This is a genomic window from Phaeobacter sp. CC-HEC084 (assembly GCF_059429255.1).
In genome coordinates, this window is record NZ_JCAIJQ010000009.1 from 65,092 (window position 1) to 86,897 (window position 21,806).

Annotated in this window: 20 protein-coding genes; 12 read left to right on the top strand and 8 right to left on the bottom strand. The window is 61.5% G+C overall.

Translation table 11 applies throughout. From position 1 onward, the window contains the following. Positions 1-83: 83 nt before the first annotated feature. Genes AC5SSZ_RS17485 through murJ form a run of 3 tightly spaced genes read left to right on the top strand, consistent with a single transcriptional unit; the run spans position 84 to position 5,591 of the window. A complete protein-coding gene (locus tag AC5SSZ_RS17485; protein WP_065272746.1) occupies positions 84-1,256 on the top strand; it encodes a penicillin-binding protein activator in 1,173 nt (390 codons plus the stop codon). Further along, on the top strand, positions 1,216-4,044 hold the full coding sequence (locus AC5SSZ_RS17490) for a [protein-PII] uridylyltransferase (RefSeq protein ID WP_495439107.1): 2,829 nt from the start codon (positions 1,216-1,218) through the stop codon (positions 4,042-4,044). The genes AC5SSZ_RS17485 and AC5SSZ_RS17490 overlap by 41 nt, the downstream gene beginning before the upstream one ends. Continuing rightward, the gene (murJ, locus tag AC5SSZ_RS17495; protein WP_495439109.1) at positions 4,041-5,591 is read left to right on the top strand and encodes a murein biosynthesis integral membrane protein MurJ; all 1,551 of its coding nucleotides are present in this window, start codon (positions 4,041-4,043) and stop codon (positions 5,589-5,591) included. Before AC5SSZ_RS17490 ends, murJ begins: the two co-directional genes overlap by 4 nt. Positions 5,592-5,678: 87 nt before the next feature. On the opposite strand, the gene AC5SSZ_RS17500 is transcribed toward murJ, so the two are convergent. Next, positions 5,679-6,365 carry a rhomboid family intramembrane serine protease gene (locus AC5SSZ_RS17500; RefSeq protein WP_495439111.1) on the bottom strand — a complete coding sequence of 229 codons (687 nt, stop codon included), beginning with the start codon at positions 6,363-6,365 and terminating at the stop codon, positions 5,679-5,681. Positions 6,366-6,499: 134 nt separating this feature from the next. Between AC5SSZ_RS17500 and trpS the strand changes: the two genes are divergently transcribed. From trpS to AC5SSZ_RS17515, 3 genes are all read left to right on the top strand, one after another. Further along, the gene (trpS, locus tag AC5SSZ_RS17505) at positions 6,500-7,528 is read left to right on the top strand and encodes a tryptophan--tRNA ligase (RefSeq protein WP_065272742.1); all 1,029 of its coding nucleotides are present in this window, start codon (positions 6,500-6,502) and stop codon (positions 7,526-7,528) included. 55 nt (positions 7,529-7,583) lie between these two features. Continuing rightward, positions 7,584-7,790 (top strand): cold-shock protein, encoded by a 207-nt coding sequence (locus AC5SSZ_RS17510; protein ID WP_065272741.1) that lies wholly within the window; start codon positions 7,584-7,586, stop codon positions 7,788-7,790. A 238-nt stretch (positions 7,791-8,028) separates the two neighbouring features. Next, positions 8,029-9,024 carry a hypothetical protein gene (locus AC5SSZ_RS17515; RefSeq protein ID WP_495439114.1) on the top strand — a complete coding sequence of 332 codons (996 nt, stop codon included), beginning with the start codon at positions 8,029-8,031 and terminating at the stop codon, positions 9,022-9,024. A gap of 34 nt (positions 9,025-9,058) precedes the next feature. Here the strand turns inward: AC5SSZ_RS17515 and AC5SSZ_RS17520 are convergent, their stop codons facing one another. The 4 genes from AC5SSZ_RS17520 to paaG are packed head-to-tail and all read right to left on the bottom strand — an operon-like array spanning position 9,059 to position 12,202. Beyond that, positions 9,059-9,655: a TetR/AcrR family transcriptional regulator gene (locus AC5SSZ_RS17520; RefSeq protein WP_274834472.1), complete on the bottom strand. Its 597-nt coding sequence runs from the start codon at positions 9,653-9,655 to the stop codon at positions 9,059-9,061. A gap of 8 nt (positions 9,656-9,663) precedes the next feature. After that, the gene (paaK, locus tag AC5SSZ_RS17525) at positions 9,664-10,974 is read right to left on the bottom strand and encodes a phenylacetate--CoA ligase PaaK (protein ID WP_274827783.1); all 1,311 of its coding nucleotides are present in this window, start codon (positions 10,972-10,974) and stop codon (positions 9,664-9,666) included. A 14-nt stretch (positions 10,975-10,988) separates the two neighbouring features. Further along, complete coding sequence (gene paaI / locus AC5SSZ_RS17530) at positions 10,989-11,414, bottom strand: hydroxyphenylacetyl-CoA thioesterase PaaI (protein WP_495439117.1); 426 nt, start codon at positions 11,412-11,414, stop codon at positions 10,989-10,991. Between the two features lie 2 nt (positions 11,415-11,416). Then, the gene (paaG, locus tag AC5SSZ_RS17535; protein ID WP_065272738.1) at positions 11,417-12,202 is read right to left on the bottom strand and encodes a 2-(1,2-epoxy-1,2-dihydrophenyl)acetyl-CoA isomerase PaaG; all 786 of its coding nucleotides are present in this window, start codon (positions 12,200-12,202) and stop codon (positions 11,417-11,419) included. A 208-nt stretch (positions 12,203-12,410) separates the two neighbouring features. Between paaG and paaZ the strand changes: the two genes are divergently transcribed. From paaZ to AC5SSZ_RS17550, 3 genes are all read left to right on the top strand, one after another. Beyond that, positions 12,411-14,441 carry a phenylacetic acid degradation bifunctional protein PaaZ gene (gene paaZ / locus AC5SSZ_RS17540; RefSeq protein WP_495439119.1) on the top strand — a complete coding sequence of 677 codons (2,031 nt, stop codon included), beginning with the start codon at positions 12,411-12,413 and terminating at the stop codon, positions 14,439-14,441. A 71-nt stretch (positions 14,442-14,512) separates the two neighbouring features. Beyond that, complete coding sequence (locus AC5SSZ_RS17545; RefSeq protein WP_369000731.1) at positions 14,513-15,316, top strand: PaaX family transcriptional regulator C-terminal domain-containing protein; 804 nt, start codon at positions 14,513-14,515, stop codon at positions 15,314-15,316. A gap of 18 nt (positions 15,317-15,334) precedes the next feature. Next, positions 15,335-16,297, top strand: coding sequence for an alpha/beta fold hydrolase (locus tag AC5SSZ_RS17550; RefSeq protein WP_495439121.1), 963 nt, complete (start codon positions 15,335-15,337; stop codon positions 16,295-16,297). Positions 16,298-16,325: 28 nt separating this feature from the next. On the opposite strand, the gene AC5SSZ_RS17555 is transcribed toward AC5SSZ_RS17550, so the two are convergent. The 3 genes from AC5SSZ_RS17555 to AC5SSZ_RS17565 form a co-directional block, all read right to left on the bottom strand. Then, a complete protein-coding gene (locus tag AC5SSZ_RS17555; RefSeq protein WP_065272734.1) occupies positions 16,326-17,450 on the bottom strand; it encodes an aminotransferase class V-fold PLP-dependent enzyme in 1,125 nt (374 codons plus the stop codon). 188 nt (positions 17,451-17,638) lie between these two features. Continuing rightward, entirely contained in the window at positions 17,639-18,103 is a 465-nt protein-coding gene (locus tag AC5SSZ_RS17560; protein WP_065272733.1) for an Lrp/AsnC family transcriptional regulator, read from the bottom strand. After that, complete coding sequence (locus tag AC5SSZ_RS17565; RefSeq protein WP_065272732.1) at positions 18,100-18,555, bottom strand: Lrp/AsnC family transcriptional regulator; 456 nt, start codon at positions 18,553-18,555, stop codon at positions 18,100-18,102. The genes AC5SSZ_RS17560 and AC5SSZ_RS17565 overlap by 4 nt, the downstream gene beginning before the upstream one ends. A gap of 130 nt (positions 18,556-18,685) precedes the next feature. Here AC5SSZ_RS17565 and ilvC point away from each other — a divergent pair, with 130 nt between their 5' ends. The 3 genes from ilvC to AC5SSZ_RS17580 all read left to right on the top strand — a co-directional run bounded on the left by ilvC (position 18,686) and on the right by AC5SSZ_RS17580 (position 21,799). Beyond that, the gene (gene ilvC / locus AC5SSZ_RS17570) at positions 18,686-19,708 is read left to right on the top strand and encodes a ketol-acid reductoisomerase (protein WP_065273738.1); all 1,023 of its coding nucleotides are present in this window, start codon (positions 18,686-18,688) and stop codon (positions 19,706-19,708) included. Between the two features lie 97 nt (positions 19,709-19,805). Continuing rightward, positions 19,806-20,723: a DMT family transporter gene (locus AC5SSZ_RS17575; RefSeq protein WP_368947159.1), complete on the top strand. Its 918-nt coding sequence runs from the start codon at positions 19,806-19,808 to the stop codon at positions 20,721-20,723. Between the two features lie 173 nt (positions 20,724-20,896). After that, entirely contained in the window at positions 20,897-21,799 is a 903-nt protein-coding gene (locus AC5SSZ_RS17580; protein WP_370570507.1) for a DMT family transporter, read from the top strand. Positions 21,800-21,806 lie beyond the last annotated feature (7 nt).

Consider the following 21,806-nt stretch of genomic DNA (forward strand, 5'->3'; position numbering starts at 1 on the left):
TTTTGGTCGTTTATGATCCCCTTAAACCAATACGGCCACCAACACGGCGCCCTGCGCCGGAAAAGGGGAGTTTCAGGTCCATCATGTTCGCCGTTTTCAAACAGGCCCGCAAGGCGGCATTCGCCGCGATTACCGCAATTTCCGCCTTTGCTCTGAGCGCCTGCAACCCGACCAGCATCGGAAGCGGCCCGAGCATCAACACCTCGAAACCGGTTCCCGTGGCGCTATTGGTGCCGCGCGGATCGGCCAAATCCGGCGACAGCGTCCTGGCGCAAAGCCTCGAAAACGCGGCGCGTCTGGCGATCGGCGATTTGAAGGGCGTGCAGGTGGACCTCAAGGTCTATGACACAGCAGGCGATCCGGCGACAGCAGCCAATGCGGCCACCCAGGCCATCAACGACGGCGCGCGAATTATCCTTGGTCCGGTCTATGCCGAAGCCGCAAATGCTGCAGGCGTCGCCGCGGCCAAGCGCAACGTCAACGTGCTGGCCTTTTCCAACAACACCGCAATCGCCGGCGGCAATGTCTTTATCCTGGGGGCGACCTTTGCCAATACCGCCCAGCGCCTGACCGAATACGCTGTGCGCCAGGGGCGCGGCAATATCGTGATCGTCAGCGGCAATGACGCTGCGGGCCGTGCAGGAAGCGCTGCCATTCAGGCCGCAGCCGGGCGCACTGGTGCAACCATTGCCGGGTCGGTCGGATATGAGCTGTCCCAGAAAGGCGTGATCGACGCCGTCGGCCCGATCCGCGACACCGCGCGTGCCAACAATGCCAACGCCGTCTTCATGACGGCGACCACCGCAGGCGCCCTGCCGCTGCTGACCCAGCTTCTGCCCGAAGCGGGCCTGGATAAGGAAAGCACCCAGTACATCGGTCTGACTCGCTGGGACATCCCCTCGCCAACCCTGTCCCTGCCCGGTGTGCAGGGCGGCTGGTTTGCCCTGCCCGACCCGAGCAAATCGCAGCAGTTCATTACCCGCTACAGCTCTGCCTACGGGGGCGCTCCGCATTCCATCGGCGGGCTTGCCTATGACGGTATCGCCGCGATCGGGGCTCTGGTCAGTGCCGGGAAATCCGACGCCCTAACCGGCGCCGCCCTGACCCAGGGCGCAGGCTTCCAGGGTACTGGCGGTATCTTCCGCCTGCGCGCCGATGGAACCAATGAACGCGGCCTTGCGGTCGCAACAATCCAAGAACAGAAGGTGGTCGTCATTGACCCAGCTCCCAGCAGCTTCTCCGGCACAGGATTCTGATCCGGCCCATCAAGGCACCCCGCCCCTCGCCCCGGTCAAAGGCCCGCTGATCTGCGCCGCAGACAAGATTTTTGACGCTGCGGCGATACACGAGCAGATTGCTGCCGCAGCCAAGGACATGGAGGCGGCAGCGCTGCGCGCAGAGGTGGTCCGTCTGCTGCGTGAGGCCAACAAGGAAGGCCGCGCGGCGATTGCCGAAGCCTTTACCGCGGCGCCCTTTGCCGCCCGTGCGCTGACCCAGTCCTACAGCCACCTGACCGACGGGCTGGTCACGACCGCCTTCCGGGCCGCCACCCAGTTCCTGCATCCGCTGGCCAACCCGACCCAGGGCGAACGTATCGCCGTAATGGCCGTGGGCGGTTACGGCCGGGCCGAAATGGCGCCGTTTTCGGACGTCGACCTGCTGTTTCTGACCCCCTACAAGATCACCGCTTGGGCCGAGAGCGTCATTGAATCGATGCTTTATATGCTGTGGGACCTGCGGCTGAAGGTCGGCCACTCCAGCCGCACGATCAAGGATTGCATCCGCCTTGGCGCCGAGGATTACACCATCCGCACCGCCATGCTGGAACATCGTTTCCTGTCCGGTGACGCCGACCTTGCCCAAGAGCTGGACAACCGGCTGCGCAGCGATCTCTTTTCCAAGGATGCACGTGAATTCGTCGAGGCCAAGCTGGCCGAACGGGACGAACGCCACCTGAAACAGGGTGAGCGTTACATGGTCGAACCCAATGTAAAGGAAGGCAAAGGCGGGTTACGCGACCTGCAATCGCTTTTCTGGATCTCCAAGTATCTTTATCAGGTGCAGGACGTCGCCGAACTGGTGCCGCTGGGTCTGTTCAGCCGGGAAGAGTTCGAATTCTTCGCCGAGGCCGAGAATTTTCTCTGGGCGGTGCGCTCGCACATGCATCTGGCAACAGGGCGCGCAACCGAGCAGCTGACATTCGATTTGCAGGTCGAGGTCGCCGAGCGCATGGGCTATCAGGACCGCGCCGGGCGGCGCGGCGTCGAAGTCTTCATGCAGGACTATTTCCGCAAGGCCACCCAGGTCGGGGATATCACCCGCATTTTCCTGACCAAGCTTGAGGCAAGCCAGCAAAAGGGCGAACCGCTGCTGGAACGGATTTTCCGCCGCCGCCCAAAAATCAAAACCGGCTACAAGGTGGTGCACAACCGGCTGGATATCGTCGATCCCGAAGAGTTTCTGGCGGACAAGCTGAACCTGCTCAGGATCTTCGAAGAAGGTCTGCGCACAGGCATGCTGATCCACCCTGATGCGATGCGTCTGGTCACGGCCAATCTGGACCTGATCGATGATGAAATGCGCGCCAACAAGGAAGCCTGCCGCATCTTTCTGGATCTGCTGCTGAAGCACGGAAACCCCGAACGCGCGCTGCGCCGCATGAACGAGCTTGGCGTCCTCTCTGCCTTCCTGCCGGAATTCGAACCGATCGTGGCTATGATGCAGTTCAACATGTACCATTCCTACACGGTGGACGAGCATACCATTCAGGTGATCTCGAACTTTGCATCCATTGAACGTGGCGAGCTGGAAGACGAACTGCCAGTTTCCTCCGAAGTGCTGCGCAAAGGGGTCAACCGCAAGGTTCTGATGGTGGCCATGCTGCTGCACGATATCGGCAAGGGGCGCGAACAGGACCATTCGATCCTTGGCGCCCAGATCGCCCGCAAGGTGGCGCCGCGGCTGGGGCTCAACAAATCCGACAGCGAGACCGTCGAATGGCTGGTGCGCTATCACCTTCTGATGTCGGACATGGCGCAAAAACGCGATATTGCCGATCCGCGCACCGTGCGCGGATTTGCCAAGGCGGTGCAATCGGTGAAACGGCTGGATCTGCTTCTGTTGCTGACCGTCTGCGATATCCGCGGCGTCGGACCGCACACCTGGAACAACTGGAAAGCCGCCCTGCTGCGCTCGCTTTACAACCAGACCCGCCGCGCGCTGGAAGACGGCATGGAGGCGCTGAACCGCGAGCACCGAGGCACAGCCGCCAAGAAGCGCCTGCGCGCGGCGCTGCCAGACTGGAGCAAATCCGATCTCAAACGCGAAACCTCGCGCCATTATCCGCCCTATTGGCAAGGCCTGCATGTAACCGCGCATGTGGATTTTGCCGAAATGCTGCGCGAGCTGGAAGAGATCGGTGATCCGGGTGAAGTCATCATCCGCATGCATCCCGATGAAGACCGCGATGCCACCCGCGCCTGTTTTGCCATGGCCGACCATCCCGGCATCTTTGCCCGTATGGTGGGCGCCCTGGCACTGGTCGGGGCCAATGTCGTCGATGCACGCTCTTATACGACCAAGGACGGCTATGTGACCGATGCCTTCTGGATTCAGGACGCCGAAGGCCACCCCTATGAGGCCTCGCGCCTGCCCCGCCTGACCCAGATGATCCTGAAAACCCTGAAGGGTGAGGTCATCGCCCGCGAGGCGCTGGTGTCGCGCGACAAGATCAAGAAGCGTGAAAAGGCCTTCAACGTGCCGACCCACATCACCTTTGATAACGAAGGGTCAGAGATCTACACCATCATCGAGGTGGATACCCGTGACCGGGCTGGCCTGCTGTATGATCTGGCGCGCACCCTTGCAGATGCCAATGTCTATATCGCCAATGCGGTGATCGCGACCTACGGCGAACAGGTGGTCGATTCCTTCTATGTCAAAGACATGTTCGGCCTGAAATACCACTCGGAATCCAAGCAGAAGACCCTTGAGCGCAAGCTGCGCGAGGCCATTTCCGCCGGGGCCAAGCGAGCCGGTTCATGAAGCCGATCAAACTGCTGTCCGGCTTTGTCACGGTTGGTTTCTGGACACTGGCCAGCCGCATCCTCGGCTTTGTGCGCGAAATCCTGATCGCCGCCTATATCGGCCCCGGTCCGGTGCTTGATGCCTTTGTCGCTGCCTTCCGCCTGCCCAACCTGTTCCGCCGCTTCTTTGCCGAAGGTGCCTTCAACGCAGCCTTTGTGCCCCAGTTCGCCGACCGGCTAGAGGCCAATGAAGACGCAGAAGGCTTCGCCCAACAGGCGTTCAACCTGCTCGCCGCTGCGGTACTGGCCCTGACCGGCCTTGGCATGGTCTTCATGCCCGCCCTCGTCTGGGCCACGGCCGAGGGTTTTGTCGGGGATGCGCGTTTCGATTTGGCCGTCGGCTATGGTCATATCGTCTTTCCCTACATCCTGTTCATGTCGCTGGCGGCGCTGTTTTCCGGTGTTCTGAATGCTACGGGGCGTTTTGCTGCTGCTGCGGCGGCGCCGGTGCTGCTCAATATCTTTGCCTGCAGCGCGATGATCACTGGGGCAGCGCTTGGCCATGAGGTCATCACCTGGCTGGTCTGGACCATCCCGGTTGCTGGCGTTGCGCAACTGGCACTGGTCTGGCGCGCGACCGAGCGTGCGGGCATCCGCCTGCGCCCCGGCCTGCCGCGCGTCACCCCCGCCATGCGCCGCCTCGTGCGGGTGGCGATTCCGGCCGCGCTGGCCATGGGCGTCACCCAGGTCAATCTGGTGGTGGGGCAGCTGGTCGCCTCGGATATTGAGAACGCGGTCAGCTGGCTGTTCATTGCCGACCGTCTGTATCAACTGCCGCTTGGCGTGGTCGGGATTGCTGTCGGCATCGTGCTGCTACCGGATCTGACCCGGCGCCTGCGGGCAGGTGATGATACGGGCGCGCGCGAGGGGCTTTCGCGCGCCGGGGAGTTCTCATTGCTGCTGACACTGCCCTCGGCTGCCGCTTTCATCGCGGTGCCGGTGCCGCTGGTTTCGGTGCTCTACGAACGCGGCGCAACAGGCCCCGAGGACGTGGCGGCCATTGCCCTGGCTGTGGCGATCTACGGCGCCGGGCTGCCTGCCTTCGTGCTGCAAAAGGTCCTGCAACCGCTCTATTTTGCCCGCCAGGACACCCGCACGCCGTTCTACTACGCGCTGGTGGCGATGATCCTTAATGCGGTGCTGGCCATCGGGTTGAAGCCACTTGTGGGCTGGGTCTCTCCCGCCATCGCCGCATCGACGGCAGGCTGGGCGATGGTCGCTCTGCTGTGGATGGGGGCCGGGCGCCGCATGGGGGATGTCGCCCGCTTTGATGCGCGTTTCTTCCGACGCGGCTGGCGCATTCTTGCGGTCTCGCTGCTGATGGGCGCGGTGCTTCATATCGGCACACAGCAGCTGGCCTGGCTCTTCTACCTGCCAAGCTGGCGCTATCTGGCCCTTCTGGGACTGATCCTGACCGGGGCGGTGATCTACTTTGGCGTCGGACAGGCCGTTGGCGCCTTCCGGCTCGCAGAATTCAAAAAGGCACTCCGCCGCAACCGGGGCTGACCGCGCCGCGCCCTGGCACGGCGCCCGGCCCAACGGGATCAGGCATGGTGTCCTGCCGCAATCCGGGCGGGAGCCCCCTGCCCGCGTTCAGTCGTGACGGATCTTGTTGCGGAACCGCGCCCAGCCGCCGGGCGCCAGGAAAAACGACAGGAAGAACCCGGTGGCAAAACCCGTCAGATCCGCGATCCAGTCGGGTTGGCCGCCAAACAGCAGCGCAAACAGCAGCTGGATCCCCATCAGAAAGGCAATCAGCGAGAACGCCCGGCTCTGCTGCGCGCCCACCAGCGACAATTGTCGCCACAGGATATAGGTAAAGGCCCCGATCAACCCGTAAACCGCCGGAAATCCGCCGATCAGGGGTACCGGACTGCCGGAGAAAATCGCATAGCCCAGCGCCCCACCGACTGCCGACAGCACGAAGATCAGGATCATGGCAATATCGCCGAAGACCTCTCCGACCATCTTGCCCATGGCCAGCACGAAGACGCAGACAAACAGCGCGTGGGTGAAACTGCCGTGCACAAAGGCAAAGGAGACAAACCGCAGCAGATGCTGCGCGGGCCATTGTCCGGTCTCCCACATCCACCAGAAGATCTCGGCCGAAAACGCGTAAGACTGGAAAGCCTCCAGCCGCCAGCCCACGGCGGACGGGCCTCCGACGATGCCGCGCGCGCCAAGCGAAAACGCCGCCTCGATCCCCATGATAACCAGCACCAGCGCCACCACCACGGGCGGCAGCGGGTTCACGGGTGATGGGTTTTCACTGCTGCTCATTTCTTTCCTGCCCTTTTTGCCTGTCCCGGCCTTTTGACGCGCCCTTGTGGACCCGCCACCTGGACGGGCTGTTGACGACCGTTGCGCCCATGGTTAAGCCACCGCAGGCCCTATTTCCAGACGGGAGTTTCTCGATGACCGAGACCACTTTCACGCCGCGTGTCTTTTCCGGCATCCAGCCCTCGGGCAACCTGCACCTTGGCAACTACCTTGGCGCTCTCAAACGGTTTGTCGACTGGCAGGACAAGGACATGGAGACCATCTACTGCATGGTCGACCTGCACGCGATCACCGTCTGGCAGGATCCCAACGATCTGAAGAAAGCCACCCGCGAACTGTGCGCCGGGTTCATTGCCGCCGGGCTTGATCCGGAGAAATCCATTCTCATCAACCAGAGCCAGGTGCCTGAACATGCGCAACTGGCCTGGGTTTTCAACTGTGTCGCCCGCATGGGCTGGATGCAGCGGATGACCCAGTGGAAAGACAAGGCGGGCAAGAACCAGCAGAACGCCTCGCTGGGTCTTCTGGCCTATCCGTCGCTGATGGCGGCGGACATCCTAATCTACCACGCCACGCATGTGCCGGTGGGCGAGGACCAGAAACAGCACCTTGAACTCACGCGCGACATCGCGGCCAAGTTCAACCACGACTATGGCGTTGATTTCTTCCCACTGACCGAGCCGGTGATCGAGGGTGCCGCCACGCGGGTGATGAGTCTGCGTGACGGCTCCAAGAAGATGTCGAAATCGGATCCTTCAGATGCAAGCCGCATCAACCTGACTGACGATGCCGACACAATCGCCAAGAAGATCCGCAAGGCCAAGACCGACCCGGAGGCCCTGCCGTCGGAAGCCAAGGGCCTGGAAGAGCGCCCCGAAGCGCGCAATCTGGTGAACATCTACGCGGCCCTGGCCGAGCAGACCGTGGACCAGGTGCTGGCCGATGTTGGCGGGCGGCAGTTCTCGGAGTTCAAGCCGATGCTGGCAGATCTGGCCGTGTCCAAGATGGCGCCGATCTCGACCGAAATGGCCCGGCTGATGGGTGAGCAGGACGAAATCGACCGCATCCTGTCGCGCGGCTCTGAACGTGCCCGCGAAATCACAGCCCCGATCCTGCGCAAGACCTATGACATTATTGGCATGGTCGGACCGGTCAGCCTGTGATAGGCGTTTGAATACCTTCGCACGTTGCGGAGGAAGTCTATACTGGAGATATCGGATGGCCAATGGCACCGTAAAATGGTTCAACGCAACTAAAGGCTACGGCTTTATCGAGCCCGAAGCTGGCGGAAAAGATGTGTTCGTGCACATCTCGGCGGTTGAACGCTCGGGCCTCAACGGTTTGAACGACAACCAAAAAGTTTCCTATGAACTGGAAACCGGCCGTGACGGCAAGCAGTCCGCAGGTTCGCTGGAACTGCTCTGAGGTTGTTGGCAGAGTAACCCTCTGCGCAAACCACATTAAAAATGATGACGGTGCTTTTGCTTCCCGAATCACCAAAGGCCGCCCTTTCGGGCGGCTTTTTCGCTGTCTCGCGTAATGTTATGATCGCTGGAGACACTTGCAGTACCCTACAGATCAGAAGGGTTCCGAAAAATACCAGGTGGATCTTCACAATAAAAGCTCCTGATGCAAAATGGCGGAAAGATCAAAAAGTATCAGAGTGACCAAATTGTTTAATCAACGACCGCGAGCCATCATCTCGCTCATGGTGCTCCTGTTGGTTGCGCTTCTGGCCACAAGATGCGTTCCGGAAAGGGAAGTCGACCTCGCCACCAAGATAACCCCCATCAATTGGCTGTCGGAAGATGAGCTTCTTGTACGGCAGGGTAATGCGTACTTCATACGCACTTCGGATGGTCAGCTGACCCCGTCAGAGTTTCAGCCCGCCTATCCGCCCAAGTACTGGGTTCCGGACATCACCATTAGCCCGACCGTTCCTGGCGCGATCTGGTCGGAAAAGGTCTATTCGGGCGATACTCATCTTCGTTCCGACAAATACATGATGATCGAAGGCGAGAAACACCGGATTACACAGGTGGATTTCCTCAGCCGACAGCGCGGCATGAACCAGGGATTTCCCCGCATGCCCTACATCAATTTCTACTATTTCAGACACCTTGGGAAGATCGGGCTCCTGACGTTCAATGACGGTGCTGTTCAGAAAATCGAGCTGCCCGTGAAAGATCCCGGAAACAAGTCACTTCCCCTGGTCATCAAGGACAGCTCCGCCAAGATGTTCTTTGCCTTTCAAACGCACTGCAAATCCAAGGAGCCAAAGGAAACCTGCCTGCGAACAGCCTGGTGGCTTTCGGAAGACCTGGAGGTTCTTTCCAGTTTCCTGCTGCCGACTGACGATCCACTCTATGTGAGGGAAAAATCTGCCTGTTTCTCTTGCGGTTGCAGTTGTTACACGCAAGAGGATGCATATGCGGTCAACGGCCAAGCCTATTTCCAAATCTCTGGCTGGCCTATAGCCCCCTCAACAAGGGGTCTTTATCGCGTCGTGGAGGACAAGCAGGGCCAAAGCGACTGGATTCACGAAGTCCAGGGGCGCATAGAACCTCCCCTGGCGTTTTCCCCATCCGGCTGCAAAGTCGCTTATTTTGAGGTTTCTCGCCTTGGTGACGAACTCAAAGTGCATGATTTATGCCCTTGATCGAGCATGAATAACGGCGTGGAGGCAGCGACTTTCAAAGCCCCTTCACGCCGTTCAGCGTCAGCGTTGCCACCATATCGGCATAGTCTTCGCGGGCCTCGGACCCGGCGCCGGAATTCCACATGTAATACCAGTTCAACATGCCAAAGACCGACATGGTCGCCGCGCGCAGCTTGGCCGGGTTCCCGGCAAAGACATCCGGCGCGACGGCGCTGATCGCGTCGCTCATGAAGGTCACCAACTCGCGCTGATAGCCACGCAGCAATGTCTGCTGTTCTTCGGGGAGGGCCGACATGGCGCTGATCTGCACCTGATGCTCGTCATCGGCCCCCTGATAGGCCAGCAGGATTTCCGCCACGATGCGGCGCAGGCGGGCCTCTGCCTCAAGGCCCGACAGGTCCAGCTCGCAGACCCGGTCCCGCAGATCGCTCAGATAGGTTTCAAGGAGGCCGAAGAGAACGGCATCCTTGCTGTCATAGTAGTGATAGATATTGGCCTTGGAGATCCCGCACTCCCGCGCCAGCTGGGTCATCGACGCGCGGTCATAACCGGCGTCAGCGAAGACCTTGGCCGCAGATTTGAGGATCTGCGCCCGTTTCAGGTCATGGTCTTTTGCGATCGTGCGGGCCACTGCTCTGGTTATCCCTTGTCGCGGTTGTCGACGACGCGCTTGGCCTTGCCCTGGCTGCGCTCCACCTCGCCCGGCTCGCCAACGATGATCTCGGTCGAGACCCCGACCATATCCTTGATCCGTTTGGTCAGCATCCGCGCTGCAGCGGTTTTCGACATTTCGTCGGTGGCATCCGGGTTGGCTTCGACAAAGACGCGCATCGCATCCATGCGGCCGGATTTATAAAGCTCGATCTGGTAATGCGGCGCCAGACCACCGGTGGCCATCAGTTGCTCTTCGATCTGGCTGGGGAAAACGTTGACGCCGCGCAGAATGATCATGTCGTCGCTGCGGCCAGTGATCTTTTCCATCCGCCGCATGGTGCGGGCGGTGCCCGGCAGCAGGCGGGTCAGATCGCGGGTGCGGTAACGCACCATCGGCAGGCCTTCCTTGGTGAGCGTGGTAAAGACCAGCTCGCCCATTTCGCCGTCGGGCAGCACTTCACCGGTGACGGGGTCAATGATCTCGGGCAGGAAGTGGTCTTCCCAGATGACCGGGCCGTCCTTGGTTTCCACGCATTCGCTGGCCACACCCGGCCCCATGATTTCCGACAGGCCGTAAATATCCACCGCGTGCATGTCAAAGGCGTCTTCGACCTCCTTGCGCATGGCATCGGTCCAGGGCTCGGCGCCGAAGACACCCACCTGCAGCGAGCTGTCGCGCGGGTCCAGTCCCACCTTGTGGAACTGCTCAAGGATGTTGAGCATGTAGGAGGGCGTCACCATGATCCCGTCAGGTTTGAAGTCGGTGATCAGGCCCACCTGTTTCTCGGTCTGGCCGCCGGACATCGGCACCACAGTGGCGCCAAGGCGTTCGATTCCGTAATGGGCGCCAAGCCCGCCGGTGAAGAGCCCATAGCCATAGGCGTTATGCACCATGTTGCCCTTGCGCAGACCGGCGGCGCGCAAGCTCCGCGCGACCAGATCGGCCCAGTTGTCGATGTCACCCTTGGTATAGCCCACGACGGTCGGCTTGCCCGTGGTGCCCGAGGACGCGTGTAGGCGGATGATTTCCTCGCGCGGCACGGCAAAGAGACCGAACGGGTAGTTGTCGCGCAGGTCATTCTTGTAGGTGAAGGGGAACTTCGAAAGATCCGAAAGCTGCTGCAGATCGTCAGGATGCACGCCCGCCTCATCGAACCGCTGCTTGTACATCGGCACGTTTTCATAGGCATGGCGCAGCGACCATTTCAGGCGCTCCAGCTGCAGGCTGCGGATTTCGTCAATGGAGGCGATTTCGATCGGGTCGAGCTCGGCCTTGTTGGGGGTCAGGTCTTTCATGGCGTCCTCCTCACCTATTCTTCGAAAAGCTGGCCTTTGATCGCACGGGACAGGCCCCGGAACTCTGCGATCACCAGATCATCCTGATTTTTGACGGTCACGTCGTAGATGCCGCTGCGCCCGGTCAAGGAGACCTCTCGCGCATCGGCGGTCAGCCGGTCGCCAAGGCGTCCCGGCGCGGTATAGGTAATGCTGTTGCTTTGCGCCACGGTGGCCTGATTGCGGCTGTTGCAGGCAAAGGCAAAGGCGCTGTCGGCCAGCATAAAGGTCACGCCGCCATGGCAGATACCGTGGCCGTTGCAATGGTGCGCTTCGACCGTCAGCTGCAGTACCGCGCGCCCGGCGTCGACCTCGGCGATCTCCATTCCGGCCCATTTCGACGCATTGTCGCTGGACCACATGGCGGCGCTGGATTTTTCCGCGCGTTCTTTCGGGGTCATGGTCATTTGCCTTTGAACTCCGGGCTGCGCTTTTCCAGGAAAGAGGCAACGCCTTCGGCATAGTCGGCGCTTTCACCGCAGGTTTTCATGGCGTCCGCTTCCATCTCCAGATGGTCGGTCAGCGTGTCGACGGCGGCAGCTTGAATACATTGCTTGGTCAGCCCCAGACCCAGAGTCGGACCATTGCCGAATTTCTCGGCCATGGCGCGGGCTTCGGTCATAAGCTCTTCATCCGGCAACGCCTTCCAGATCAGCCCCCAGTCCTCGGCCTTTTTGGCGGGCAGCGGCTCGGCGGTAAAGGCCAGCCCCTTCGCGCGCGCTTCACCCAGAAGACGCGGCAGATGCCAGCTACCGCCAGTGTCGGGGATCAAACCCACCTTGGAGAAGGATTGGATGAACTTGGCGCTTTCGGCCGCCAGAACCACGTCACAGGCGAGTGCGATATTTGCCCCTGCCCCGGCAGCAACGCCATTCACGGCGCAAATCACCGGGAAATTCAGTGAGCGGATCAACCGCACCAGCGGCGCATAGAAGGTGCGTACGGTGTTTCCAAGATCCGGCGGGCCGTCCATCTTGCGCGGATCGCGGTCGCCCAGATCCTGCCCGGCGCAAAAGCCCCGGCCAGCACCGGTCAGCAGAACCGCTCGGGCGCCGCCATCGCGGGCAGCCTCCAGCGCGGCGCGCAAGGCATTGTGCATCTCATCGTTGAAGCTGTTCAGCCGGTCCGGGCGATTCAGGGTGATTTCCACCCACTGCCCGTGATCCGCGACCAGAATCGAATCTGTCATTCCCCTCACCCCCAGTATCACTTGATCCGCCAGAAGGCTGTTTTCTTTCCCAAATCACCAGCTCGGGCGGCGTCTGGACAATTTTCTTGCATAAACCGACCGGACGGTCAATATATATCGCAAATCAATCCTGCCCGCCATGCGGCATCTGATCCTGCCCCGTGTCCGGGGCGACCAAAGCTGGCGCGGGCAACCTAGGGAGACAGCAATGAGCCTTCTTGAGATTTCCAGCTACGCCGCCGGAGACTGGGTGAAACCCGGCGCAGGCGCCCGCAATATCGCCAGTGCGGTGACCGGCGCCACTATCGCCAGCGCCGGCAATGATGACCTTGATGTGCAGGCAATGCTGGATCATGCCCGCAAGGTGGGTGGCCCTGCCTTGCGCAAACTGACCTTCCACGACCGCGCACGCATGCTGAAGGCGCTGGCCACCGAACTCGGCAAGCACAAGGACGCGCTCTACGATCTGTCCTTCCACACTGGCGCCACGCAATCGGATCACATGATCGACATCGACGGCGGTATCGGCACCATGTTCGTCTTTGCCTCCAAGGGGCGTCGCGAAATGCCCGATGGCCATGTCTATCTGGACGGCGATGTCGAACAGCTTTCCCGCACAGGCAGCTTCCTCGGCCAGCATATCTGCACCCCACTGCAAGGGGTTGCGGTGCATATCAACGCCTTCAACTTCCCGGTCTGGGGCATGCTGGAGAAACTGGCGCCCACCCTGCTGGCGGGTGTTCCTGCCATCGTGAAACCAGCGACCGCGACCTGCTATGTCACTGAACTGGCGGTAAAGACCATGCTCGATAGCGGCATCTTGCCCGAGGGCGCGCTGCAGCTTGTCTCGGGCGGCATCGGCGACATGCTGGACCGTCTGGATTGCCAGGACGTGGTCAGCTTCACCGGCTCCGCCAACACCGCGCTGAAACTGCGCAACACCCCGGCCATTGTTGAGAACTCAGTGCGGTTCGTGGCCGAACAGGACAGCCTCAACGCCTCGATCCTGGGGCCTGACGCAGCGCCTGGCACGCCGGAATTTGACCTGTTCATCAAGGAAGTCAGCCGCGAGATGACCGCCAAGGCAGGTCAGAAATGTACCGCCGTGCGCCGCATCATCGCCCCCGAAGCGCAGGTTCAGGCGGTGATCGAGGCCCTGTCCGCACGCCTCGCGAAAGTGGTGATCGGCGATCCGCGCCTGGAAACCACCCGGATGGGCGCGCTGGTGTCTGGCAGTCAGAAACGCGACGTGCTGGAAAAAGCGGCCCTGATCGGCACCGAAGCCAAACGCGTCTTTGGTGATCCCGAAAATTTTGCCGTCGAAGGCGCCGACGCCGAACAGGGCGCCTTTGTGCCGCCGATGCTGTTCCACTGCGAAGACCCCGACACGGCTGTGCATGTGCATGACACCGAAGCCTTCGGCCCGGTCTCGACCGTCATGGGCTATCGTGATCTGGACCACGCCATCGCGCTGGCCAATCGCGGCCAGGGCTCGCTTGTTGCCTCGGTCATCACCCATGATCCGGCAGTCGCGCGCGCCGTCGCGCTTGGCTCCGGCGCCTTCCACGGGCGCCTCTATTTCAACAACCGCGACTCGATGAAGGAATCCACCGGCCACGGCTCTCCGCTGCCCCATATGGTTCACGGCGGCCCGGGTCGCGCCGGCGGCGGCGAGGAGCTGGGCGGCGTGCGCGGCGTCAAACATTACATGCAGCGCACCGCCATCCAGGGCAGCCCCGATATCCTCTCCGCCATCGGTGACAAATGGGTACCGGGCGGCACTGAAATCGCGGCTCCGGCGCATCCCTTCACCCGGAAGTATGGTGAATTGTCAATTGGAGAGACCCTCCATACAGCCCCACGCACCGTTACACTTGATGATATCGAACATTTTGCTCATTTCACCGGCGATACCTTCTATGCCCATATGGATGACGCCGCAGCGAAGCGGAATCCCTTCTTCCCGGGCCGCGTCGCGCATGGCTATCTGCTCCTGTCCTTTGCCGCGGGTCTCTTTGTGCAGCCGGACGAAGGCCCGGTGCTGGCCAACACCGGCCTTGATGGTCTGCGCTTCATGAAACCGGTGTCAGCCGGCGACAGCATCAAGGTGCGCCTGACCGTCAAGAAGAAGACTCCCCGCAACGAAGAATACGGCGAGGTACGCTGGCACGTGACCCTGACCAATCAGGACGACGAACTGGTCGCGGAATACGAACTGCTGACCATGAACGCCTTCTGATAGCAGGCGGCAACCAAAGAGAAATTTTGCCCGGGCTAGCGCAAGCGGCCCGGGCATTCTATTCTGTGAGAATGAGCACAGAACAAAACCAGTGGTTTGAAGCCAGCGTCGCGCAGCTGAACGATCCGCAGAACCTGCGGGTCTGGTCGATCATCGTCTCCCTTTTTGGTGATCTTGCGCAGAAGGAGGGCGCCCAGATCAGCGGCAGCGCCCTGACGCGGATCATCACGCCCATGGGCATCAAACCCGAAGCCATCCGCGTGGCGCTGCACCGCCTGCGTAAGGACGGCTGGGTCGAAAGCTCCCGTTCCGGGCGCGCTTCTGTGCATTTCCTGACGAAATTCGGCCGCAGCCAATCCGCTGCGGTGACCCCGCGCATCTACGAGCGCCACCCGCCCGCACCCACCGACTGGCACCTGCTGATCAGTGAGGAAGGCGCAGGACAGGCCACGCTGGATGACGTTCTGCTGCTGCCGCAATATGTGGCGGTTAACCGGCACACCGCCCTTGGCCATGGCAAGATACCGGGGAACCTTGATGACCTGCTGGCCATCGAGTTTTCAAAGATCTCGGTGCCCGTCTGGCTGAAAGACCGTCTCTTCCCTGAGGACCTGCAAGAGGCCTGCGATAGGCTCAACACGGCCCTGCAGGGGATCAAGACCCCGCCGACGGATCTGGATCCGGCCCAGATCGCCACGCTGCGCACCCTGATCGTGCACCGCTGGCGCCGGATCGTGCTGCGCCACCCCGGCCTGCCGCCGATATTCCACCCCGCATCCTGGAGCGGCGAAGCCTGCCGGGACCGGGTGTTTCAATTGCTGGACGCCCTGCCCTCCCCGGATCTTTCAGAGCTGGGTGCCCCGCAGGAGCGCTAATCCCACCCGGAGTTTTCAATGTCTGTTTTGAGTACCTTTTCCATTGCAGCGCTCGCCGCGCCTGCCGCGCTATTGGGGGCGGCGCATCTCAGCACCCGCAAACAGGCCCGCGCGGCAGAGCAGCTGGTGCCTCCGGCCGGACAGTTCCACCAGACCGCCCACGGTCGGCTGCATTACGTGGAAATGGGACCGCATAAAGCGCAGACACTGGTGCTGATCCACGGCCTATCGGGGCAATTGCAGCATTTTACTTATGCGCTGGCCGGACGTCTGGCGCAGGATTTTCATATCATTGCATTGGACCGGCCCGGTTGCGGATACTCCACCCGCAACAGCGACACACTTGCCCGCCTGCCCGCGCAAGCCGCGATGATCCAGGAGCTTCTGGATGCCAACGGGGTGAAGAACCCGGTTCTGGTGGGGCACTCGCTAGGCGGCGCGGTATCGCTGGCAATGGCACTGGCCGCGGCGGACAGGATCCGGGGGCTGGCGCTGCTGGCGCCCCTGACCCATCCTTCGGCGGGCGGGGCAGATGCCTTCAAGGGGCTGATCGTACATTCCCCCATGGTCCGGCGCCTGATGGCCCATACGGTTGCCATCCCCGCTGCCAAACGCACCGCCGAGGCGGTTCTGACGCAGATCTTTGCTCCTGAAACCTGCCCTCCGGACTTCCTCGACCGGGCCGGGGGCATTCTGGGCCTGCGCCCGCAAAGCTTTATCGCGGCTTCTGCCGATGCCACGCTGCTCTACCCAACGATTGCAGAGCAAGCCGACCGGTACCTGCGCGAGCTGCGCACGCCCGGCGCGGTGCTGTTCGGAGCGGATGACGCAGTGCTGAATGCCGAAGAACAGGGCCGCGCGATGGAGGCTTTTGGCCTCAAATGCCGGATCGAACCGGGCTTTGGCCATATGCTGCCCATCACCCAGCCCGCGCTTTGCGAGGACTTCATCCGGGCAACGGTGGCCAGCCTGCCGACATGATCCCCAGCAGGCTGATGTTGCTATCTGGTCAGAGCACCTGATCCAGAACCGATGTCAGGCGCTTCAGCGTGCCTTCCACATCATACAGCTTATCAAGACCGAACAGACCCAGACGGAAGGTGCGGAAATCATCGGGCTCGTCGCATTGCAGCGGAACGCCAGCGGCGATCTGCATGCCCAGCGCCAGAAATTTCTTGCCGTTCTGAATCTCAGGATCGCTGGTATAGCTGACCACGACGCCCGGCGCACCGAACCCTTCGGCAGCGACCGAGACCACGCCCTTGTCCTTCAGATAGGCGCGCACGCCGTTACCCAGCTGCCATTGCGCGTCCCGCAGCCGGTCAAAGCCGTACTCGCGGGTTTCCAGCATGGTATCGCGGAAGGCGCGCAGCGCATCGGTGGGCATGGTGGCGTGATAGGCGTGACCGCCGTCCTCATAGGCCTTCATGATGGCGCGCCACTGCTTCAGGTTGATTGCGAAACTGTCCGATGTGGTCTCCTCCAGACGTTTCAGCGCCGCCTCGGAGAACATCACAAGCCCCGCCGAGGGAGACGCGCTCCAGCCCTTTTGCGGGGCCGAGATCAGCACATCAACGCCAGTGGCCTTCATATCGACCCAGGCACAGCCCGACGCGATGCAATCCAGCACCATCAGCGCGCCGACCTCATGGGCGGCGGCGGCCATGGCTGTAACATAATCATCCGGCAGGATCACCCCGGCCGATGTTTCCACATGCGGCGCAAAGACGATATCGGGCTTTTGTTCGCGGATCGCCTGCACCACCTCTTCGATCGGCGCGGGGGTAAAGGGCGACGGGGTGCTGTTGCCGGTCTGGCGCGCCTTCATCACCGTGCTTGAGGCGGTGAAGCCGCCGCTTTCAAAGATCTGGCTCCAGCGGTAGGAGAACCAGCCGTTGCGCACCACCAAGGCGTTGGCGCCGCGGGCAAACTGGCGGGCGACAGCCTCCATCGCGAAGGTACCGCCACCGGGCACCAGGGCCACAGCCTCGGCGCTGTACACCTCTTTCAGCATGTCGCTGATATCCAGCATCACCTGCTGGAAGGCCTTCGACATATGGTTGAGCGAGCGGTCGGTGAAGACCACCGAAAATTCATCCAGCCCCTTCGGGTCCACGGTATCAAGCAATGCCATCGGTGATCCTCCTTCTTTTGCTGTCTATCGCTAGCGCTGTCGCCCTGCTTTGGCAAAGTCTACTTTGGCATACCGGGGCGCGATACTGGCCTTGGTATGTGCAGAACAGATGGAAAAGCATAGACCAAAGCGTTACCCCGAAGCACGGAAATCGGAGATCGGGTTTCCGATCATCGACAAAGCGCTGCCTATCCCAGCGGCCCCGGCCTACGCTCTTCGGAGAGCAGCACATTGGCATCCACGTTGCCGACCCCCGGCAAGGTCATGATCCGGCGCCGCAGCACCCGTTCGAAATCGGCGATATCCCGGGCGGTGACGCGCAGGCGGTAGTCATACATGCCAAGGATATGCTCCACCGTTTCCACTTCGGGGATGGCAGAGACCGCGCGTTCGAAGTCCTCAAGGCTGACACGCCCCTTGGTCGCCAGCTTGATGCCCAGAAACACCGTCACGCCGAACCCCAGTTTCTTGCGGTCCAGATCCAGACGACGCCCCAGCAGGATCCCCGCCTGCTGCAGGCGGCGGATGCGGCGCCATGTGGCGGGCTGGCTGAGGCCAAGTTCCCGCCCCAGCGCCCCGGCAGTGCGCGTGGCATCCCGCGACAGCGCCCGCAAGATGGCAAAATCGATATCGTCGAGATCGCTGCGGCTCATAGTGGCAAGCTTTCGTTCGATTTGATCCGGGCCACATGCATCAACGCCTCGATATCCGTGATATGCGGCAGGGTCAGGATCTGGGCCCGGTAGATCTCCTGATAATGCGGCATGTCGCGAGCAATCACCGAAAGGCGCACATCGACCTGCCCCAGAAAGGTCTGGATCTCCAGCACCTCGGGGATCAGCCGCGCGGCCTCCAGGAATTCGTCAAAGGCGCGCGGGTTGGTCTTGTCCAGTGTCACCCGCAAGGAGACCTCTACCGCATAGCCCAGAGCGCGCCAGTCGATCACCGCGTGCTGGCCCAGAATGACGCCTGTCTCGCGCAGCTTTTCCAGCCGCCGCGACAGGCGCGATGGCGTGAGGCCCAGCCGTTCAGCAAGATCCGGAATCGATTGTTCCGGCTCGCTTTGCATGTGGCGCAGAATGCGCCGATCCAGATCATCAAGCATGATTTGGTCAGTATAGATCAAATCGACGAATGACTATTGCAAAATGAGCGCGATTTATGCGCGCAGGTCCATCGCAATCGCCCCCTCACTGTCTATGATCACCCTCAAACGTCAACCGGAGGATTTTGACATGCGCGTTTACTATGACCGCGATTGCGATGTGAACCTGATCAAGGACAAGAAAGTGGCCATCCTGGGCTACGGTTCGCAAGGCCACGCCCACGCCCTGAACCTGCGCGACAGCGGCGCAAAGAACCTTGTCGTCGCCCTTCGCGAAGGCTCTGCCTCGGCCAAGAAAGCCGAAGCCGAAGGCCTGCAGGTCATGGGCATCGCCGAAGCGGCAGCCTGGTGTGACGTGATCATGTTCACCATGCCCGATGAACTTCAGGCAGAGACCTACAAGAAATACGTACACGACAACATCAAGCCCGGCGCAGCCATCGCATTCGCCCACGGCCTGAACGTGCATTTCGGCCTGATCGAGCCGAAAGAAGGCGTCGACGTCATCATGATGGCGCCCAAAGGCCCCGGCCACACCGTGCGCGGCGAATACACCAAAGGCGGCGGCGTGCCCTGCCTGGTGGCCGTGGACAATGACGCCACCGGCAAGGCGCTGGAAATCGGCTTGTCCTACTGCTCCGCCATCGGTGGCGGCCGCTCGGGCATCATCGAAACCAACTTCCGCGAAGAATGCGAAACCGACCTCTTTGGTGAGCAGGCCGTTCTCTGCGGTGGTCTCGTTGAACTGATCCGCATGGGCTTTGAAACCCTGGTCGAAGCCGGTTACGCGCCGGAAATGGCCTATTTCGAGTGCCTGCACGAAGTGAAGCTGATCGTGGACCTGATCTACGAAGGCGGCATCGCGAACATGAACTACTCGATCTCGAACACCGCCGAATACGGCGAGTATGTCTCGGGTCCGCGCATCCTGCCCTACGACGAAACCAAAGCCCGGATGAAAGCGGTTCTGACCGACATCCAGACCGGCAAATTCGTGCGTGACTTCATGCAGGAAAACGCCGTTGGCCAGCCGTTCTTCAAAGGCACCCGCCGTCTGAACGACGAGCACCAGATCGAGCAGGTCGGTGAGAAACTGCGCGACATGATGCCCTGGATCTCGGCCGGCAAGATGGTCGACAAAGAAAAGAACTAAGGCGCCTTTTCGGCTTGGCGGGCCTGTCCCGCCGCCTTATTCCTCTGCAGGGCGCTTCGGGCAACCGGAGCGCCTCTTTTGTTTTCGGAGTATTCCCATGCACGACGGCCCCGGCACCCTCAACTGGATCAAGCTTCTGTTTCTCGGCATGATCTGGGGCGCCTCCTTCATGGCGGTTTCGGTCGCTTTGGATGGTCTTGGGCCGGTCACGATCGCAGCCGCGCGGATCACGGTTGGCGCCCTGTGCCTGCTGGCCATCATCCGCGCCATGGGGATCTCACTGCCGCCGATAACCAACCGCGCCGGGAGGCTGATCTGGGCCTGCGCCTTTGGCATGGGCTTCTTCAGCAACGCGCTGCCCTTTACCCTGCTCAGCTGGGGGCAGACCCATGTGGCCAGCGGTTTTGCCGGGGTCTGCATGGCAGTTGTGCCGCTCTTCGTGCTGCCGCTATCGCATTTTCTGGTGCCGGGCGAGCATATGACCCTGCGGCGCAGTATCGGGTTCCTGACCGGCTTTGCAGGCGTGGTTGTGCTGATCGGGCTTGAGGCCTTCAGCAGCGCGGGCACGGATTTTGAATCGCTTGCGCGCCTTGCCTGCCTTGGCGCTGCGCTCTGTTATGCGGTCGGCTCCATCATCACCCGGCTCTGCCCCTCTGTGAACATGCTGTCGCTCTCGGCGGCGGCGCTCAGCTGTGCTGCCATGATGATTGTGCCCGCCGCGCTCTGGGCCGAGGGCGTCCCGCAGTTGCCGGAGACAACGCCGCTGGCAGCGGTTCTGTACCTTGGGCTGCTGCCCACCGCGCTGGCGCAGGTTTTGCTGGTGCAAATCGCCCGCAGCGCCGGGCCTTCCTTCCTGTCGACGGTGAATTATCAGGTGCCAGTCTGGTCGGTGCTGTTCGGCGCCACCCTGCTGAACGAGACCCTGCCACCACAGCTCTTTGCAGCTTTGGTGCTCATCCTTGGCGGGCTGCTGCTGAGCCGCACGCCCCGCCGCCGCGCCCCTGCCCATTCCTGAGACAACCGACAAGCCCTTCGCAATCCTGAACGCCCCCTGAACCAAAGACTAATTGGTTGACCTCGGCGCAGCGCTCGGGTCTTGTCGCGCGGCTGACGCAAGAGAGGTGTCAGTCAGGTTGACTGCCCCACCTTGGGGCAATCACTTGCAGGCGAACTAGGGACAGCGAAAAGATGCCAGAGCGGATGGGAAAATACTGGGCCATGATCGCCACCCTCGGGTTGGTCTGGGGCGGTACTTTTCCCCTGATCAAAGTGGCTCTGGAAGGGATCACGCCCTTCTGGCTGGCAGCCGGACGCATTGGCTTTGCCGCCGTTTTGCTCTGTGCAATCTGGGGCTTGCGAGGCGGTGGTTTATTCAAGGCGCAGACCAGTTGGACGCCTCTTCTGATTATCGGCTTTGCCAGCACGGCCCTTCCCTTCATGCTGATCAATTGGGGACAGCAGCATGTCTCGGCCGGCTTCACGGGGCTTAGCATGGCAGCAATCCCGCTCTTTGTGCTCCCCTTGGCGCATTTTTTTGTACCCGGCGAGCGCATGATCCTGCGGCGTGTGATCGGCTTTGTGATCGGTTTTGTCGGTGTTGCCCTGCTGATCGGCGGCAAGGCCTTTGAAAGCAGCAATTCAGAGCTGGAACTTCTGGGCCGTATCGCCTGCCTCTCTGCCGCAGGATGCTACGCGGTCAGCTCGATCCTGACCCGCCGCCTGCCGCCCGTCGATCCGGTGGGTCTTGCCGCGATCCTGCTGGTCATCGGCAGCGTCATCATCCTGCCCACAGCCTGGGCCATCGAAGGCCCTCCGGTCATGCCGGACAGTCACACGCTTGCGATTATCGCCTTCCTGGGGCTGATCCCAACCGCTGCAGCCAATTTCCTGCGGGTGATCGTGGTGCGCGAGGCAGGCCCCACATTCATGACCCTGACCAACTACCAGGTGCCCGTCTGGGCCGTGGTCATCGGCGCGGTCTTTCTGGGTGAAGCCCTGCCCGCCTCGATGCTCCTGGCGATGGCCCTGATCCTGAGCGGCCTCTGCATCAGCCAGTGGGGCGCCTTGCGGCGCCTTTTTTCACGCGCCTAAGCCTGCT

What these genes read in the sequence shown, in the direction of transcription:
- AC5SSZ_RS17510 (WP_065272741.1), top strand. Translation starts at nt 7,584, where the DNA reads ATGGCCAATGGCACCGTAAAATGGTTCAACGCAACTAAAGGCTACGGC.
- AC5SSZ_RS17500 (WP_495439111.1), bottom strand. Translation starts at nt 6,365, where the DNA reads ATGAGCAGCAGTGAAAACCCATCACCCGTGAACCCGCTGCCGCCCGTG.
- AC5SSZ_RS17580 (WP_370570507.1), top strand. Translation starts at nt 20,897, where the DNA reads ATGCCAGAGCGGATGGGAAAATACTGGGCCATGATCGCCACCCTCGGG.
- AC5SSZ_RS17555 (WP_065272734.1), bottom strand. Translation starts at nt 17,450, where the DNA reads ATGGCATTGCTTGATACCGTGGACCCGAAGGGGCTGGATGAATTTTCG.
- paaK (WP_274827783.1), bottom strand. Translation starts at nt 10,974, where the DNA reads ATGAAAGACCTGACCCCCAACAAGGCCGAGCTCGACCCGATCGAAATC.
- AC5SSZ_RS17545 (WP_369000731.1), top strand. Translation starts at nt 14,513, where the DNA reads ATGAGCACAGAACAAAACCAGTGGTTTGAAGCCAGCGTCGCGCAGCTG.
- ilvC (WP_065273738.1), top strand. Translation starts at nt 18,686, where the DNA reads ATGCGCGTTTACTATGACCGCGATTGCGATGTGAACCTGATCAAGGAC.
- trpS (WP_065272742.1), top strand. Translation starts at nt 6,500, where the DNA reads ATGACCGAGACCACTTTCACGCCGCGTGTCTTTTCCGGCATCCAGCCC.
- AC5SSZ_RS17560 (WP_065272733.1), bottom strand. Translation starts at nt 18,103, where the DNA reads ATGAGCCGCAGCGATCTCGACGATATCGATTTTGCCATCTTGCGGGCG.
- AC5SSZ_RS17485 (WP_065272746.1), top strand. Translation starts at nt 84, where the DNA reads ATGTTCGCCGTTTTCAAACAGGCCCGCAAGGCGGCATTCGCCGCGATT.
- AC5SSZ_RS17575 (WP_368947159.1), top strand. Translation starts at nt 19,806, where the DNA reads ATGCACGACGGCCCCGGCACCCTCAACTGGATCAAGCTTCTGTTTCTC.
- paaZ (WP_495439119.1), top strand. Translation starts at nt 12,411, where the DNA reads ATGAGCCTTCTTGAGATTTCCAGCTACGCCGCCGGAGACTGGGTGAAA.
- AC5SSZ_RS17565 (WP_065272732.1), bottom strand. Translation starts at nt 18,555, where the DNA reads ATGCTTGATGATCTGGATCGGCGCATTCTGCGCCACATGCAAAGCGAG.
- AC5SSZ_RS17550 (WP_495439121.1), top strand. Translation starts at nt 15,335, where the DNA reads ATGTCTGTTTTGAGTACCTTTTCCATTGCAGCGCTCGCCGCGCCTGCC.
- paaI (WP_495439117.1), bottom strand. Translation starts at nt 11,414, where the DNA reads ATGACCCCGAAAGAACGCGCGGAAAAATCCAGCGCCGCCATGTGGTCC.
- murJ (WP_495439109.1), top strand. Translation starts at nt 4,041, where the DNA reads ATGAAGCCGATCAAACTGCTGTCCGGCTTTGTCACGGTTGGTTTCTGG.
- paaG (WP_065272738.1), bottom strand. Translation starts at nt 12,202, where the DNA reads ATGACAGATTCGATTCTGGTCGCGGATCACGGGCAGTGGGTGGAAATC.